We start from the raw sequence: 16,304 nt of genomic DNA on the forward strand, positions 1-16,304 counted from the left end.
GGCGGCGGCCGTAAAGAGCAGCAGGCCACACCGGAAAAAATCACGTTTGCCGGCAGTCTTTCCGTCGGGGAACTGGCAGATAAGCTGAACAAGGAAAGCTCTGAAATCATCAAAAAATTGATGAATCTCGGCGTGATGGCGACCATCAACGAAACGCTCGAGGCAGAAACCATTGAACTGATCGCCACGGATTACGGCGTAGCGGTGGAGCAGGAAGAAGTGGTGGATGAACTCGATATCGATAACTATGTCGAGCAGGACGATCCTGCAAAGCTGCAGGAACGCCCGCCGGTAGTAACCATTATGGGACACGTCGACCACGGCAAAACGACACTTCTCGACTCCATCCGCCACACGAAGGTAACCTCCGGGGAAGCCGGCGGCATTACCCAGCACATCGGTGCCTATCAGGTGGAAGAAAACAACAAGCTGATTACCTTCCTCGATACGCCTGGCCACGCAGCATTTACGACCATGCGTGCGCGCGGTGCTGAAGTAACTGATATTACGATTCTGGTTGTCGCGGCTGATGACGGTGTCATGCCGCAGACAAGAGAAGCCATCAACCACGCCAAGGCGGCCGAGGTGCCAATCATTGTCGCGGTAAACAAAATGGACAAGGAAGGCGCGAACCCTGACCGGGTGATGCAGGAACTGATGGAATTTCAGTTAGTGCCGGAATCTTACGGCGGGGACACGATCTTTGTGAACCTTTCTGCAATTAACGGGGAAGGCATCGATGAGCTGCTTGAAATGATTCTGCTCGTTGCTGAAGTGGAAGACTTCAAAGCGAACCCGGACAAACGGGCGCGCGGCAGCGTCGTAGAAGCAGAGCTTGATAAAGGACGCGGCCCGGTTGCCACTCTGCTCGTTCAAAACGGTACGCTGCATGTCGGCGAGCCGATTGTAGTCGGCAACGCCTTTGGCCGGATCCGGGCAATGGTGGATGATCTCGGGCGCCAGGTGAAAAGCGCAGGGCCGTCCAAGCCGGTGGAAATTATCGGCCTGAACGATGTGCCTCAGGCAGGCGACCCGTTTGTCGTCTTTGAAGAAGAGAAAAAAGCCCGCCAGATTGCCGACGCGCGTAAGAGCCGGGCAAAGGACGCCGAGCGTGCCCAAACCTCGAAGATCAACCTGGACGATCTGTTCAGTCAGATTCAGGAAAACGACATGAAAGAGATCAATGTGATCGTCAAAGCAGATGTTCAGGGCTCTGTTGAAGCGCTTCGCGGATCACTTGAAAAAATAGAAGTGGAAGGCTGCAAAATCAATATCGTACACGCCGGTGCCGGAGCGATTGCAGAATCAGACGTTATCCTCGCTTCGGCCTCCAACGCGATCATTATCGGCTTTAACGTCCGTCCGGACGTAAACGCCAAGCGTACGGCAGATGCAGAAAATGTGGATCTTCGTCTCCACCAGGTTATCTACAATGCGATTGAAGAAATTGAAACAGCCATGAAAGGCATGCTCGACCCAGTCTATGAAGAGCGCGTGCTCGGACAGGTTGAGGTGCGCCAGTTGTTTAAAGTTTCCCGCGTTGGTACAATTGCCGGAAGCTATGTGCTCGAAGGCAAAATCACCCGGAACTCCAAAGTGCGTGTCGTGCGCGATGGCGTTGTGATTTTCGACGGCGGCATTAAGGATCTGAAGCGTTATAAAGACGATGCCAAGGAAGTTGCAGCCGGCTACGAGTGCGGTGTGACCCTTGAAAACTTTAACGACCTTAAAGAAGGCGACATTATGGAGCCGTATATCATGGAGGAAGTTAAACGCACATGATCGGCGTGGTCCATGTAGAGTGCATGCTTTATGAAGCGAGTCACTTAAAGCAGAAACGGGCGGTGCTTCAGAGCGTAAAAACAAAGCTGAAGCAGCGCAATCTCTCCGTGGCGGAAACGGATTACCAGGAGCTTTGGCAGCGGGCAGCTCTTTCGATCGTCACCGTGCATAACGAAAAGGCCGGGGCGGAAAAAGAGCTGCAGCGTGCCATTCATATGATTGAAAGTTATACGGAATGGGAAATAACCTCCGTACACTATGAATGGTTATAGGAGGAACAGTGATGGCTAATATACGTGCTCAGCGTGTAGGAGAGCAGATTAAAAAAGAAGTATCAGATATTTTTTCGCGCGGAATCAAAGATCCGCGGGTGCAGTTTGTGACGGTGACCGACGTAGAGGTGACTGGGGATCTGCAGCAGGCAACAATCTTTATAACGGTTCTCGGAGAAGAAAAAGACAAAGAGGAAGCGTTTCAGGGCCTCGAAAAAGCCCGGGGATTCATCCGCAGTGAAATCGGAAAACGAATCCAGCTTCGCAAAACGCCGGAAATCTTCTTTTCTTTCGATGAATCGATCGAATACGGCAACCGCATTGAATCGCTTCTGCGCGATTTGAATGAGCGGGAGAAGTAGAAGAAAGAAGCTGTTTTAAAGTTGGAAAAGCTGTGCTGACTTTGAAACAGCTTTTCCTATGTATATGAATTCTGTAACGGAAGTGAGCGAAACAGCCCTATGATTGATGGAATCATTCCTTTGTGGAAAGAAGCAGGGGTTACGTCCCATGATTGTGTAGTGCGTGCACGCCGGCTGCTGAAAACAAAAAAAGTCGGCCATTCCGGCACGCTTGATCCATCGGTGACCGGGGTGCTCCCGCTTTGTGTCGGAAAAGCCACCAAAGTGGTGGATTACCTGCACGAAGCTCCCAAAGCATATGAAGGAATCATCACTCTCGGGAAAACAACGACGACTGAAGATGCCGACGGGGAACCGGTGGCAGTTCTTCCGGTGGAAAAGGCTCCGGCAAAGCAGCGCATCGAAGCAGCGCTTGAAGCGCTGACCGGTACGGTGACCCAGGTGCCGCCGATGTATTCAGCCGTCAAAGTCCGGGGACGCAAGCTGTATGAGTACGCCCGCGAAGGCATAGAGGTCGAGCGCCCTGTGCGCGAAGCCCAAATTTATGATTTCCGGCTGCTTGGGATGGATGCGGCTCCGCAGGACGGAGAGTTTTCCTTTAAAGTGCATGTAAGCTGCAGCAAAGGAACCTACGTGCGCACCCTGGCCGTCGACGCCGGGGAGAAGCTCGGGTATCCGGCGCACCTGCAGCAGCTCGTCCGGACGGCGTCCGGCGGGTTTGGTCCGGAGCACAGCTCCACATGGGAAGAACTCGAAGCCCTGGTTGCCGAAGGCCGTCCCGGAGACGCCGTGTACCCTGTGGACTGGGCTGTGGACCATCTTCCCGCGATTACAGTGTCGGAGGAGACGGCAGAGCAGATCAGCCACGGGCGCGTGCTGCCGGCGGAATGGTTTCAGGAGCAGACGATGGCAGTGAAGGCAGAGAGCGGAAAGCTGCTGGCCGTATATACGGCGCATCCAGATAAGCCCGGCATTTTCAAACCAAAAACAATGCTTCTTTGATAGCGTGAATGAAAGAATATCGGCAGGTGAAAATAATGGAAGTTCATCATCTTGTACATCCACATACGTTAACGGCTTCGCTCTCAAAACCGAAAGTGATGGCGCTGGGCTACTTCGACGGGGTTCACCGCGGCCACACAGAAGTGATTGAAAAGGCCCGTCAGACGGCAGAGGACAGGGGACTGCCGCTCGCTGTCATGACCTTCCATCCGCATCCGAAGGTGGTACTCTCGAAGCAGACGGAAGAAGATATGTTCTATTTAACCCCGCTGCAGGAAAAGCAGCGCGTGCTCGAATCACTCGGGGTGAAAGAGCTGTACATTGTGCGGTTTGACCAGAATTTTGCGGCCCTCGACCCTCAGGCTTTTGTTGATGCCTATATTATTGATCTTGGCGTAAAGCACGCGGTGGCTGGATTTGATTTTTCGTACGGTAAGTTCGGGCGCGGCACAATGGAGACGCTCCCGTATCATTCAAGGGACGTCTTTACATTTTCCACCGTATCCCCATATACCGAAGACGGAGAGAAGGTGAGCTCCACCTGGATCCGCCGGATGGTGGAAGAGGGGGAAATGGTCAAAGCCGCCCATCTGCTAGGACGCTGGTATACATTTGAAGGCACCGTCGTCGAAGGCGAAAAACGTGGACGGACGATCGGCTTTCCAACTGCCAACATTCAGTCTGAAGAGCCGTACCTGCTTCCAAACGACGGTGTGTACGCCGTGCGTGCGCTGATCGATGGCCGCTGGTACCGGGGGATGTGCAATATCGGCTACAAGCCGACGTTTCACGACGAACGGGACGGTCCTCCGGAAATTGAAGTTCATCTGTTTGAGTTCAGCGGAGATATTTACGGTAAAACTGTCCGGATTGAGTGGCGGGACCGGCTGCGCGGGGAAGTGAAATTTCCTTCTCTCGACGCGCTTGTTTCGCAGCTGCATGAGGACAAACGTTCCGCCGAGCAGGTGCTTCAGCAGGAAATCAGGGACTAAAACCCGTTTTCTCTTGCGTTTTTCCTGCTCAAAAGGTAAGATGGTTGATGTATGGAAACCACTTCTTGGCTTGCACGCGCCTCCTGCGGCTTGCGAGGAAATGGTTGAAACAAAATAACAAAAGGAGGTCGACTGAATGGCTTTAACACCAGAGCGTAAATCAGAGTTGATCGAAGAGTACAAAACACATGAAGGCGACACCGGTTCCCCGGAAGTGCAGATCGCTATTTTGACGGAGCAGATCGTTTCGTTGAACGAACACCTGCGTGAGCATAAAAAGGACCACCATTCCCGCCGCGGGCTTTTAAAAATGGTTGGTAAGCGCCGTAACCTGTTAACGTACGTTCGTAATCAGGATGTTACGCGTTACCGCGATATCATTAATAAACTCGGCTTGCGCCGTTAAGAATGACTGGGAAGCGGGAGGTATCTCCCGCTTTTTCTCTTACCTAAAAACAACCATGTGCATAACGTATGCGTCTGTGCGGTATGAATGATCCCTTACGCACATCTCACAAGCTTAGCGCGTAAGCAGCGGAGGCTTCCGCGCTAAGCTTGTGCGCACGAAAGGGTTTCCTGCCAGGAGGCAGTACCGGCGGGATGGAATATTTATATCCGGACAGGCAGACGTATACGTGAAAAAACGTATAGGAGGTCCTGAAATTTGGAACAAGAAAAGAAAACATACTCAATTGAATGGGCGGGGCAGACGCTGACCGTCGAAACAGGCCACATTGCGAAACAGGCAAACGGAGCGGTCATGATCCGCTACGGAGACACCGTGGTGCTCTCCACCGTGACGGCTTCAAAGGAACCAAAGGATCTTCCGTTCTTCCCTCTTACGGTAAATTACGAAGAGCGGCTGTATGCGGCAGGGAAAATTCCCGGCGGTTTTATTAAGCGCGAAGGACGGCCAAGCGAAACAGCGGTTTTAACCAGCCGTCTGATTGACCGTCCGATCCGCCCGCTTTTCCCGGACGGCTTCCGTAATGATGTGCAGGTAATCAACATGGTGATGAGCGTGGACCAGTCCGCCTCCCCGGAAATTGCGGCTATGGTCGGCTCGTCGCTCGCTCTCTCCCTGTCGGACATTCCGTTTTACGGTCCGGTTTCGGGTGCTGTGATCGGTCGGGTCGACGGCGAATTTGTCGTCAATCCTTCGGAATCCGAAGCGGCGAGAAGCGATATTGAACTGACGGTTGCCGGCACGAAAGACGCCATCAACATGGTGGAAGCCGGAGCGGACGAAGTGCCGGAGGAAACGATGCTTGAAGGCATTATGTTCGGCCATGAAGAAATCAAGCGCCTGGTGGAATTCCAGGAAGGCATCATCAGTGAACTCGGCCAGGAGAAAATGGAAGTACAGCTGTCCCAGACGGATAAAGACCTCGAAGAAACGATCCGCAGCCAGTTTCAGGACTCCGTGAAGGAAGCAGTAATGGTCAAGGATAAAAAAGAACGCGACGTGGCCATCCAGGAGCTGAAAACGCAGATCTCCGAGCCGTATGAAGATGAGGAACAGCATAGCGAAGTAAAAGACATCTTTGAAAAGCTTGTCAAAGCAGAATTCCGCCGCCTGATTACGGAAGAGCATATACGCCCGGACGGACGCGGTCCGGATGACATCCGTCAGTTGACGTCCGAGGTGGACATTCTGCCGCGCACGCACGGCTCCGGTCTGTTCACCCGCGGCCAGACGCAGGCGCTCAGCATCTGCACGCTCGGCGCTCTCGGAGAGGTGCAGATCATCGACGGCCTCGGCACCGAAACATCGAAGCGGTTTTTGCACCACTATAACTTCCCGAACTTCAGTGTCGGGGAAACCGGTCCGATCCGCGGGCCGGGCCGGCGGGAAATCGGACACGGTGCTCTCGGCGAACGCGCCCTGGAAAAGGTCGTGCCCTCCGAGGAGGAATTCCCGTACACGATCCGCCTGGTGTCCGAAGTGCTTGAGTCCAACGGTTCCACCTCCCAGGCGAGCATCTGCGCGAGCACGCTTGCCATGATGGACGCCGGTGTGCCGATCAAATCGCCGGTTGCCGGTATTGCGATGGGTCTTGTGAAAGAAGGCGACGACCTGGCCGTGTTAACCGACATTCAGGGCATGGAAGACGCTCTCGGCGACATGGACTTTAAAGTAGCCGGAACGGCAGACGGCGTAACGGCGCTGCAAATGGATATCAAACTGGCGGGTATTGACCGCGAAGTGCTCGAATTTGCCCTCAAACGGGCAAAGGTTGCACGCATGAAAGTACTCGAAAACATGCTCGCTACGATCAGCGAGACACGCGGCGAGCTTTCCCCGTATGCGCCAAAAATTATGTCCATGCAAATCAAGCCGGATAAAATCCGTGATGTGATCGGCCCGAGCGGGAAAACGATCAATCAGATTATTGAAGATACCGGCGTGAAAATTGATATCGAGCAGGACGGCACTGTCTTTATTTCCTCGACCGAGCAGGATAAGAACGAGGAAGCGAAAAAAGTCATTGAAGATTTAATTCGTGAAGTAGAGCCGGGCGAGACGTATTTAGGAAAGGTCAAACGCGTCGAGAAGTTTGGCGCCTTCGTGGAGCTGTTTAAAGGAAAAGAAGGCCTCGTCCACATTTCCCAGCTGAACCACGAGCGTGTGAACAAAGTGGAAGACGTTGTCTCTATCGGGGACGAAGTTATGGTCAAAGTAACAGAAATAGACAATCAGGGACGGATTAACTTATCGAGAAAAGCGTTGCTTGCGAAAGAAAGCTCCGACACATCTTCTCAGTAATCCAGCTATAGATCAGCAGGGACTTGGATTTCCAGGTCCTTTTTTTTATAAATATAGAGAGAATAAAAGAAGGAGGCTCAAGCAGATGGTGGAAACGAAATATCTTCCGAACGGAGTGCGGCTGGTGTCAGAGCAGATTCCACACGTGCGCTCGGTGTCGCTCGGCCTGTGGATAGATGCAGGGTCGAGACAGGAACGGGCAGATGAAAACGGCATGGCTCATTTTATTGAACATATGCTGTTTAAAGGTACATCCGAACGGAGTGCGGCAGATATTGCCGGCTATTTTGATCGTATCGGCGGAGAAATGGAAGCCTTTACGGCGAAGGACACCACCTGCCTGCAGGCAACGGTGCTCGATGAACACGCGGAACAGACGGCCGAAGTGTTTGCCGATATGTTTTTTCATTCCCGCTTTGATCCGGAGGACGTGGAAAAAGAACGGAACGTGATTTTGGAGGAAATCAGCATGGTGGAGGATACGCCGGATGACATCATTCACGATATGCTCTGGCAGGCTTCCTACGGCAGTCATCCGCTGGCCCGCCCGATTCTCGGCACGAGGCCGGTGCTCCGTGAGATAACCCGGGAGCGCCTGCTTGATTTTTTTCATGATCATTACACGCCGGAGCGAATTGTTATTTCGGCTGCGGGTAATGTGAGCGGGGAGCTGCTAGCCTGCCTTGAACGTTTATTTGCCGGCTGGGGCCATGGGCGCCGGGCGGCAAACCGGGAGGAGCGGGCTGTGTTTGTGCCGGGAAGAGAAGTGAAACACAGGGAAACCGAACAGGCCCACCTGTGTCTGGGCTTCCCGGGTGTTTCCCGCTTTCATGACCATTATTTTGCGGAAGTACTCTGGAATAACCTGCTCGGCGGTTCCATGAGCAGCCGCCTGTTTCAGGAAGTCCGGGAGGACCGGGGGCTGGCATATTCCATTTTTTCTTCGTTTGAAGCCTTTGAACGTACTGGCTTTCATACGATTTACAGCGCGGCGGCTCCAGAGCGGGTGGAAGAGCTGCTCGAGACAATTGATGGACTGTTTGAACGTTTATCCGCCGGAAACATTAAAGAAACGGAGATTGAAAACCACCGGTCGCAGCTGAAATCGGCTTTTGTACTGGGGCTGGAGTCGTCAGCAGCCCGCATGGCCCGGAACGCACGAAATGAAATGCTGTTTGGCCGGCACCCCGGCATCGATGAAACCCTGGACAGGCTCAGCCGTGTGCAGCTCGAACACGTCGAGGAGCGGGGACGGGCGATGATGCAGACGCCGCCGAGCGCCTCACTTATCCAGCCAAATGGCCATCTGCCGGAGCTATTGAAGAAAAACAGCTCCAATTTCAGCGTGAGTATCGAAGAATAAGCCAGAATTGCCCTTTTCAGTGCTGACAAGTGTGGTAAAATAAAGCAAAGTTTGTTTTAATAAATGTGAAATGGATGAACCAGAAAGGGAGAATGAACATGTCTAACGAAACATATACTGTAGCGGTCGTAGGCGCAACCGGCGCCGTTGGCCAGCAGATGCTGAAAACTTTAGAAAATAAAAATTTCCCCGTTGGAGAGCTGAAGCTGTTATCCTCGAGCCGCTCCGCCGGTAAAAAAATGACGTTTAAAGGCCGGGAATACACGCTCGAAGAAGCAACACCGGAATCGTTTGAAGGGGTTCAGATCGCCTTATTTTCCGCGGGCGGCTCCATATCCAAAGCGCTGGCTCCCGAAGCGGTTAAACGGGGGGCGGTTGTCGTCGATAACACGAGCGCCTACCGGATGGACCCGGACACCCCGCTTGTCGTGCCGGAAGTGAATGAAGAAGACCTGCACAACCACAATGGCATTATCGCGAACCCGAACTGCTCGACGATCCAGATGGCAGTGGCACTTGAGCCGATCCGTCAGAAATACGGGCTGAAAAAAGTGATCGTCTCCACGTATCAGGCCGTCTCCGGTGCCGGGCTTGACGCGGTCGAGGAAATGAACACCCAGTCGGCCGCAGTGCTGAACGGTGAAGAAGCTGAAGCTAACCTTATGCCGGTCAGCGGTGATGAAAAGCACTACCAGATCGCTTTCAATGCGATCCCGCAGATCGACAAGTTCCAGGACAACGGCTATACGTTTGAAGAAATGAAAATGATCAATGAAACGAAAAAAATTCTTCATATGGACGACCTGCCTGTAGCAGCGACGTGCGTACGTCTTCCGGTTGCCACCGGGCACTCGGAGTCGGTGTATATTGAAACAGAAACCGGCAATCCGGATGTCAAAGAGCTGCAGCAGACGCTGTCCGAAGGCGAAGGCATCACCCTTCAGGACGATCCGTCCAACCAGGTGTACCCGATGGCTGTTAACAGCGTCGGCCTGCCGGATGTATTTGTCGGCCGTATCCGCCGCGACCTTGACCGCGAAAACGCATACCATTTCTGGGTTGTATCGGATAATCTCTTAAAAGGTGCCGCGTATAACTCGGTACAGATTGCCGAAAGCCTGATCCGCCTTAATCTGATCAAATAACCTGTGAGGGAGCCGGACCGATGAATATAATCGTTCAAAAATTTGGCGGTACGTCTGTAAAAACGAAGGAACTGCGCGAGCAGGCCGCCGGCCATATCGAAGACGCGGTTCGTGAAGGCTATAAGGTGGTGGTTGTCGTTTCTGCCATGGGGCGGAGCGGGGATCCTTACGCCACCGATACCCTTCTCAGCCTGATCGATGAAAGCGCGCCGGGAGAAGGCGGAGCCGAGCGCGACCTGCTGGTGTCGTGCGGGGAAACCATCTCCGCTGTTGTGTTTACGGAGCTTCTGCGCTCGAAGCAGCTGAAGGCAGCTGCCTTAAACGGGGCGCAGGCCGGGTTTATTACCGACAGCAATCACGGCAGCGCCAAAATCATCGATATGCGCACGGAAAAAGTGGAAGAGCTGCTTGCCACCCACGACGCTGTTGTCGTTACCGGATTTCAGGGCGTCAGCGAGGAAGGTATGGTGACAACGCTCGGACGAGGCGGCAGCGATACGTCGGCGACTGCGCTCGGCACGGCCCTGAAGGCGGAATGGGTGGACATTTTTACCGACGTCGAAGGCATGATGACGGCAGACCCCCGGGTAGTGGAAGACGCGAGACTGCTTTCCACCGTCACCTATCAGGAAATCTGCAACATGGCGTACCAGGGGGCGAAGGTTATTCACCCCCGTGCGGTTGAAATTGCGATGCAGGGGAAAGTCCCGATCCGTATCCGGTCGACGTCGACCAAAGAGCCGGGCACGCTGATTACGTCCATGCTCGGCGGTGCCCCGGGCCGGGAGGTGGCTGAACGCCTGATTACCGGCATTGCCCACATTCCGTCGCTCACCCAGATCAGCGTCGCGGCGGACCCGGAGCAGTCAGAAGACATGCATGCCCGCGTGTTTCAGCGGATGGAAAGTCTCGGTTTGAGTGTGGATTTTATTAATATCGGGCCAGCAAGCGCCGTGTTCACCGTGCCGGATCCGCATGCAAAAATAGCGGTCGATGCCCTTGAAGAAGACGGCTGGAGCATTTCGGCGGTGACGCACTGCGCCAAAGTCAGCGTCGTCGGCGCCGGCATGACGGGCGTACCGGGGGTTGCATCTAAAATTGTTACCGCTCTGTCGGAAGCCGGGGTGCCGATTTTACAGTCGGCGGATTCGCATACGACCATCTGGGCGCTTGTGCGTGAACAGGATACGGATAAAGCAGTGTCCGCCCTTCACCGCGTATTTGATCTCGGGCGTGCCGGCGTACGCCCCCCATCTGTTTCCTAGTAAGCTGCAGAGTCTCATCACGATCCGCACCGATTCCCTGCAGATGAGAGAAAGGAGCCGACCTATGGCTTTTGGACAGTTACTTACAGCAATGGTTACACCTTTTCATGAAAATGGCGACATTCACTGGGAGCAAGTCGAGCAGCTGACGGAGCATTTGATTGCGACAAAAAGCGACGGCGTCGTTGTAGCCGGTACGACCGGAGAATCCCCGACGCTCAGCAGTGAAGAGAAGCTGCAGCTGTTCCGCCGGGTGAAAGACATTGCCGGCAGCCGGATGGATGTGATAGGCGGCGTCGGTACGAACAACACGGCGTACTCCGCCGACCTGGCGAATGAAGCGACAAAGATCGGGATTGACGGCCTGATGGCGGTAACTCCGTATTACAACAAGCCGAACCAGGAAGGCATGTATCAGCACTTTCAGCGGATTGCCGCAGCCACGACGCTGCCCTTGATGATTTATAATATTCCGGGGCGCTGTATCGTCAATCTGCTGCCGGAAACGCTGCTACGGCTTGCGGAGATCTCCAACATTACGTCGGTGAAAGAGGCGTGCGGGAACCTTGATCAGATTTCGCACTTTCTGTCTTCTGCGCCGAAGGATTTCCAGCTGTTCAGCGGCGATGATTCGCTGACGCTCCCGACGCTTTCGGTCGGCGGCGACGGCGTAGTGTCCGTGGCGGCGCACATTGCCGGGGAGGATCTGCAGCAGATGATGACGGATTTCTTTTCGGGACGCGTGCAGCGGGCGGCAGAAGCGCACCGGACGCTCCTTCCGAAGATGCGGGCCTGCTTTATGGCTCCGAACCCGTCTCCGGTAAAGGCTATGCTTGAACAGATGGGCGTTACCGGACGCTATACGCGGCTGCCGCTCGTGCCGCTGACGGATGCCGAAATCCGCCAGCTTGAGCAGTGGTTTACCGCCGCTTCCTAACGGTTATTTCTATCAGGACACCGGCAGCCCCGCTGCCGGTGTCCCGTTTTATATACATAGAAAAGTGAAGGGGAAATCGCTGGTGCGAGGCCGCTCAAAATGCTTGGGCGCAATAGTTTCTCTTGTATTTCAAAAACCGCCTGGGTTATACTGAGTATAAGTGATTTGTGCGGAAACCATTCACTCAAAGGGAAAAATGTTTCTTTTTGGGGCCGTAAATCGACGTCAGCAATAATTCATTTTTAATTTAGGAGGAAATATACTTTGGCCACACAAGCGAATGGTAACGTTCGTGTTTTTTCCCTTGGCGGCATCGGGGAAATCGGAAAAAATATGTACGTTATAGAATCAGAACAGGACATGATTGTCATAGACGCAGGACTAATGTTTCCAGAAGATGACATGCTCGGAATTGATATCGTCATTCCGGATATTTCATATTTAACCCAGAACAAAGAAAAACTCCGCGGGATCTTTTTGACCCACGGACACGAAGACCATATCGGAGCTTTGACCTACATTCTCCGCCAGGTGCACGTGCCGATCTACGGCACCAAGCTTACGCTTGGCATCGTAGAGTCGTACGTAAAAGAAAAAGGACTCCGCAAGAAACCGGATTTCCGGGTGGTGCACGACAACAGTGTGATCCAGACCGGTCAGCTGAAGACAAGCTTCTTCCGCACCAACCACAGCATCCCGGATTCGGTCGGCATGGTTGTACAGACGCCGGAGGGCGTTATTGTCCACACCGGCGATTTCAAATTTGACCAGACGCCGGTCGACGGGCAGTACACGAGCCTCGATAAATTGACCGAGATCGGCAAGAAGGGCGTTCTCTGCCTGCTTTCTGACAGCATTAACGCTGAAGTGCCGGGCGTAAGCCCGTCGGAAGCGATTGCCGGAAACGGCATCATGGATATCTTTTTAGAAACCGAAGGACGCATCGTAATTACAACCTTTGCGACCAACATTCACCGCATTCAGCAGGTGATCCAGGCAGCGGAGGAAAGCGGCCGCAAAATCGCCGTGAATGGCCAGGCGATGGAAAAAACGATTGAAATTTCGCGCCGGCTCGGGTATCTCGATGCCGAAGACGATATTTTCATTACAACCGATCAGGTTGAAGATACGGATCCGAAGAAAGTGGCGATTTTGTGCACAGGCAGCCAGGGCGAGCCAGTCTCTGCGCTGATGAATATGGCGAAGGGCGAAGACGACAATTTAACCATTGAAGAAGGCGACATGGTTATTATCGCCGCCAACCCGGTAGCCGGGAACGAAAAAACGGTGTCGCAGACGATCGATTTTCTCTACCAGATTGGCGCAGAGGTCGTTATGGGCGAAAACGTGCATTCCTCCGGCCACGCCCGCCAGGAAGAGCTCAAAATGATGCTGAACCTGGTGAAGCCGCAGTACTTTATTCCAGTACACGGCGAGTACCGGATGCAGTTTGTGCACGGGGAACTCGCGGAAGAGACCGGCATGGATCCAAACAACGTCTTTCTGCTTGATAAAGGGGAAGTCGTGGAATTCAGCAAAGGCAAAGCCGTGAAGTCCGGCAAAGTACCGGCCGGAAACGTCTTAATTGACGGCCTCGGCATCGGTGATGTGGGCAACATTGTCCTCCGCGATCGCCGCCTGCTGTCCGAAGACGGCATCCTCGTTGTCGTCGTGACGCTCAGCAAAAAATCCGGCACCATCGTAAGCGGTCCGGACATTATTTCCCGCGGCTTCGTTTACGTGCGCGAATCCGAAGAGCTGATGGAAAAAGCGCACAAAAAAGTATCCGAAACCCTTGAAAAATCGATCAGCGAGAATGTCAGCGAATGGTCGACGCTCAAAAGCAGCATCCGGGACTCCATGAGCCGTTTTCTGTTTGAAAAAACCAAACGGCGCCCGATGATTCTGCCGATTATTATGGAAATTTAAAAGCACGCGAAAAGCTTGCCATGACACACCCCTGCATTAGCCAGTTTGGCGGGCAGGGGGTGTTTTATTGAATAGAGTTTTTTTTCGGTAAGAAAGGAGCCAAACCATGGCAAAAACGGCGAAGCGGAAGAAAAAACGAACCTCGTCGAACAGAAACAGGCAGCCGGCGTTTTCATGGCCGGCGCTTGCGGCTGCGCTGCTTGCCCTCATATCGCTCGGCGGCTGGGGGTGGGCCGGGCAGCTGCTTCGCTCCGGTTCCCAGTGGCTCACCGGAGACCTCTGGTGGATATTGAACCTGCTCGTACTCGCGTTTTCCACTGTCTGGATGATCAACCGGAACATCGTGAAGCAATTTCCGATGCGGTGGACAGGCGGCGCCCTTCTTTTCCTTGGAGTGCTTCTTTTTACAGAGGTACGCTGGGCTTCGGGCCTCAACGATCCGGCGGTCTCTGTTTTTATGGAAACGTTCGGCCGTGACGGCTGGCTCGACCGCTCCGGAGCAGCCTCTATCGGAGGCGGAATGATCGGCGCTCTTATCTACGATGCTGTTCATTTTCTGATCGGGACAGCCGGGGCGTATATTGTGTCCGTGCTTCTCATGGTCGCGGGGCTGTTTTTACTTATGCAGTGGTCTTTCCAACATACAATGCAGACAGGCGGGGCATGGGTGGCCCGCACCTCCAGGCAGGGGGCAGCCCAGGCGGTTGAAAAAGGGAAACAGCGCCGGGCGGAGCGGAAGAAGCAAAAAGAGGTCCGGGACAAAGAAACACCCGCCCAGGCGGCTCCGAAGCAGAAGGAAAAGCCGGAGGCGCCTGCGGAAAAAGCGAAGGAAGGCGCAGAAAAGCCAAAAATCTTTTCGTTCACCGAACAGGCGTACCAGGAGCCGCCAACGGCCAAAGAGGCACCGAAGCCGGAGGAACCCGCACGCAAAAAAGAAGCGCCGGCGCCGGAAGCAGTGGAGGCTCCGGCCGAAGCTGAACCTGACGTGGACCGCTCGGATATGCTGAGCGTAACCGAGGGGGAGACGGAGAACAAAAATTACCAGCTGCCGGCGCTTACGATGCTGTCGGCACCGAAAAATCAGAACCAGCAGCAGGAGCGTTCGCAGATTTCGGCCAACGCCAAAAAGCTCGAGGAAACCCTGCAGAGCTTCGGGGTGAAAGCAAACGTCTCAGAGGTGCATTTAGGGCCTGCGGTAACCAAATACGAAATTCAGCCGGCCGTCGGGGTGAAGGTCAGCAAAATTGTGAACCTCTCCGATGATATCGCGCTCGCGCTTGCGGCACGGGACATCCGGATTGAAGCGCCGATTCCGGGCAAATCCGCCGTCGGCATTGAAGTGCCGAACCAGGAGGTGGCGATGGTGACGCTCCGGGAGGTGCTTGAGTCGCTCGATAAAAAGGACGACCACGTGCTTGATGTCGCGCTCGGCCGGGATATTTCCGGCGAACCGATTCTTGCCTCCCTGCATAAAATGCCGCACCTGCTTGTTGCCGGGGCGACGGGAAGCGGAAAAAGTGTCTGCATCAACGGCATCATTACGAGCATTCTGATGCGCGCGCGTCCACATGAAGTAAAACTGTTGATGATTGACCCGAAAATGGTGGAGCTGAACGTATACAACGGTGTGCCCCATCTAATGGCACCGGTCGTTACCGAACCGAAGAAGGCGGCCCAGGCGCTGAAAAAAGTGGTGGCCGAAATGGAACGCCGCTACGATCTGTTTTCGCACACCGGCACGAGAAACCTTGAAGGCTACAATGAATGGATCCGGAAGCAGAACGATAAAGGCGGGGCCAAGCAGCCCGAGCTTCCGTACATTGTCGTCATTGTCGACGAGCTTGCCGACCTGATGATGGTCGCCTCGAGTGAAGTGGAAGATGCGATTACGCGTCTTGCCCAGATGGCACGTGCGGCCGGCATTCATATGATTATCGCGACCCAGCGTCCGTCCGTGGACGTCATTACCGGGGTCATTAAAGCCAATATTCCGTCGCGGATTGCATTCGGCGTATCGAGCCAGACGGACTCCCGGACGATTCTTGACAGCGGCGGCGCGGAAAAGCTGGTCGGCAAAGGCGACATGCTGTTTTCCCCGATCGGCTCCAACAAATCGACCCGTGTGCAGGGCGCGTTTGTGTCCGACCATGAAGTGGAAGAGGTAGTAGAGGCGGTCGTTGCCCAGCAGAAAGCCAAGTACCAGGAGGAAATGATCCCCGACGAGCAGCCGGCGCAGGCGGAACGCCCGAGCGACGAGCTGTTTGATGAAGCGGTGGATATGATTCTGCAGATGCAGAGCGCATCGGTATCAATGCTGCAGCGCCGGTTCCGTATCGGCTACACGCGGGCAGCCCGCCTGATCGATGAAATGGAAGACCGCGGCATTGTCGGGCCCTACGGCGGCAGCAAGCCGCGCGAAGTGCTCGGCGACACCCGCGGCACAAGCAGCGAACCGGCTGAAGAAAAGGAAGATACGCACCATAGTTGA

12 protein-coding genes and 1 pseudogene are annotated in these 16,304 nt (G+C 54.3%); all 13 read left to right on the plus strand.

The window, feature by feature from the left end:
* Nucleotides 1-24: 24 nt before the first annotated feature.
* A pseudogene (gene infB, locus BLV22_RS01105) lies at nucleotides 25-1,782 on the plus strand (translation initiation factor IF-2); the annotation flags it as partial.
* A complete protein-coding gene (locus BLV22_RS01110) occupies nucleotides 1,779-2,054 on the plus strand; it encodes a DUF503 domain-containing protein (protein ID WP_022792810.1) in 276 nt (91 codons plus the stop codon). The pseudogene infB and the gene BLV22_RS01110, both read left to right, overlap by 4 nt.
* An 11-nt stretch (nucleotides 2,055-2,065) precedes the next feature.
* Nucleotides 2,066-2,416, plus strand: coding sequence for a 30S ribosome-binding factor RbfA (rbfA, locus tag BLV22_RS01115; RefSeq protein WP_091610329.1), 351 nt, complete (start codon nucleotides 2,066-2,068; stop codon nucleotides 2,414-2,416).
* A 99-nt stretch (nucleotides 2,417-2,515) separates the two neighbouring features.
* Nucleotides 2,516-3,418, plus strand: a complete 903-nt coding sequence (gene truB / locus BLV22_RS01120; protein WP_342706655.1) for a tRNA pseudouridine(55) synthase TruB — start codon at nucleotides 2,516-2,518, stop codon at nucleotides 3,416-3,418.
* Between the two features lie 35 nt (nucleotides 3,419-3,453).
* A complete protein-coding gene (gene ribF, locus BLV22_RS01125; RefSeq protein WP_091610330.1) occupies nucleotides 3,454-4,410 on the plus strand; it encodes a riboflavin biosynthesis protein RibF in 957 nt (318 codons plus the stop codon).
* Between the two features lie 136 nt (nucleotides 4,411-4,546).
* Nucleotides 4,547-4,816 (plus strand): 30S ribosomal protein S15, encoded by a 270-nt coding sequence (gene rpsO / locus BLV22_RS01130; protein ID WP_091610332.1) that lies wholly within the window; start codon nucleotides 4,547-4,549, stop codon nucleotides 4,814-4,816.
* 258 nt (nucleotides 4,817-5,074) lie between these two features.
* Nucleotides 5,075-7,177 (plus strand): polyribonucleotide nucleotidyltransferase, encoded by a 2,103-nt coding sequence (locus BLV22_RS01135; RefSeq protein ID WP_091610334.1) that lies wholly within the window; start codon nucleotides 5,075-5,077, stop codon nucleotides 7,175-7,177.
* A gap of 85 nt (nucleotides 7,178-7,262) precedes the next feature.
* Nucleotides 7,263-8,540, plus strand: a complete 1,278-nt coding sequence (locus BLV22_RS01140; protein WP_091610335.1) for a M16 family metallopeptidase — start codon at nucleotides 7,263-7,265, stop codon at nucleotides 8,538-8,540.
* 98 nt (nucleotides 8,541-8,638) lie between these two features.
* Nucleotides 8,639-9,685, plus strand: coding sequence for an aspartate-semialdehyde dehydrogenase (asd, locus tag BLV22_RS01145; RefSeq protein WP_091610337.1), 1,047 nt, complete (start codon nucleotides 8,639-8,641; stop codon nucleotides 9,683-9,685).
* A 20-nt stretch (nucleotides 9,686-9,705) separates the two neighbouring features.
* Entirely contained in the window at nucleotides 9,706-10,950 is a 1,245-nt protein-coding gene (gene dapG, locus BLV22_RS01150) for an aspartate kinase (protein ID WP_091610339.1), read from the plus strand.
* A gap of 64 nt (nucleotides 10,951-11,014) precedes the next feature.
* On the plus strand, nucleotides 11,015-11,887 hold the full coding sequence (gene dapA, locus BLV22_RS01155) for a 4-hydroxy-tetrahydrodipicolinate synthase (protein ID WP_091610342.1): 873 nt from the start codon (nucleotides 11,015-11,017) through the stop codon (nucleotides 11,885-11,887).
* Nucleotides 11,888-12,151: 264 nt separating this feature from the next.
* Nucleotides 12,152-13,816: a ribonuclease J gene (locus BLV22_RS01160; RefSeq protein ID WP_091610344.1), complete on the plus strand. Its 1,665-nt coding sequence runs from the start codon at nucleotides 12,152-12,154 to the stop codon at nucleotides 13,814-13,816.
* 106 nt (nucleotides 13,817-13,922) lie between these two features.
* Nucleotides 13,923-16,304, plus strand: coding sequence for an FtsK/SpoIIIE family DNA translocase (locus BLV22_RS01165; protein ID WP_091610346.1), 2,382 nt, complete (start codon nucleotides 13,923-13,925; stop codon nucleotides 16,302-16,304).

Source organism: Marinococcus luteus (assembly GCF_900106595.1).
GTDB classification, from domain to species: domain Bacteria; phylum Bacillota; class Bacilli; order Bacillales; family Marinococcaceae; genus Marinococcus; species Marinococcus luteus.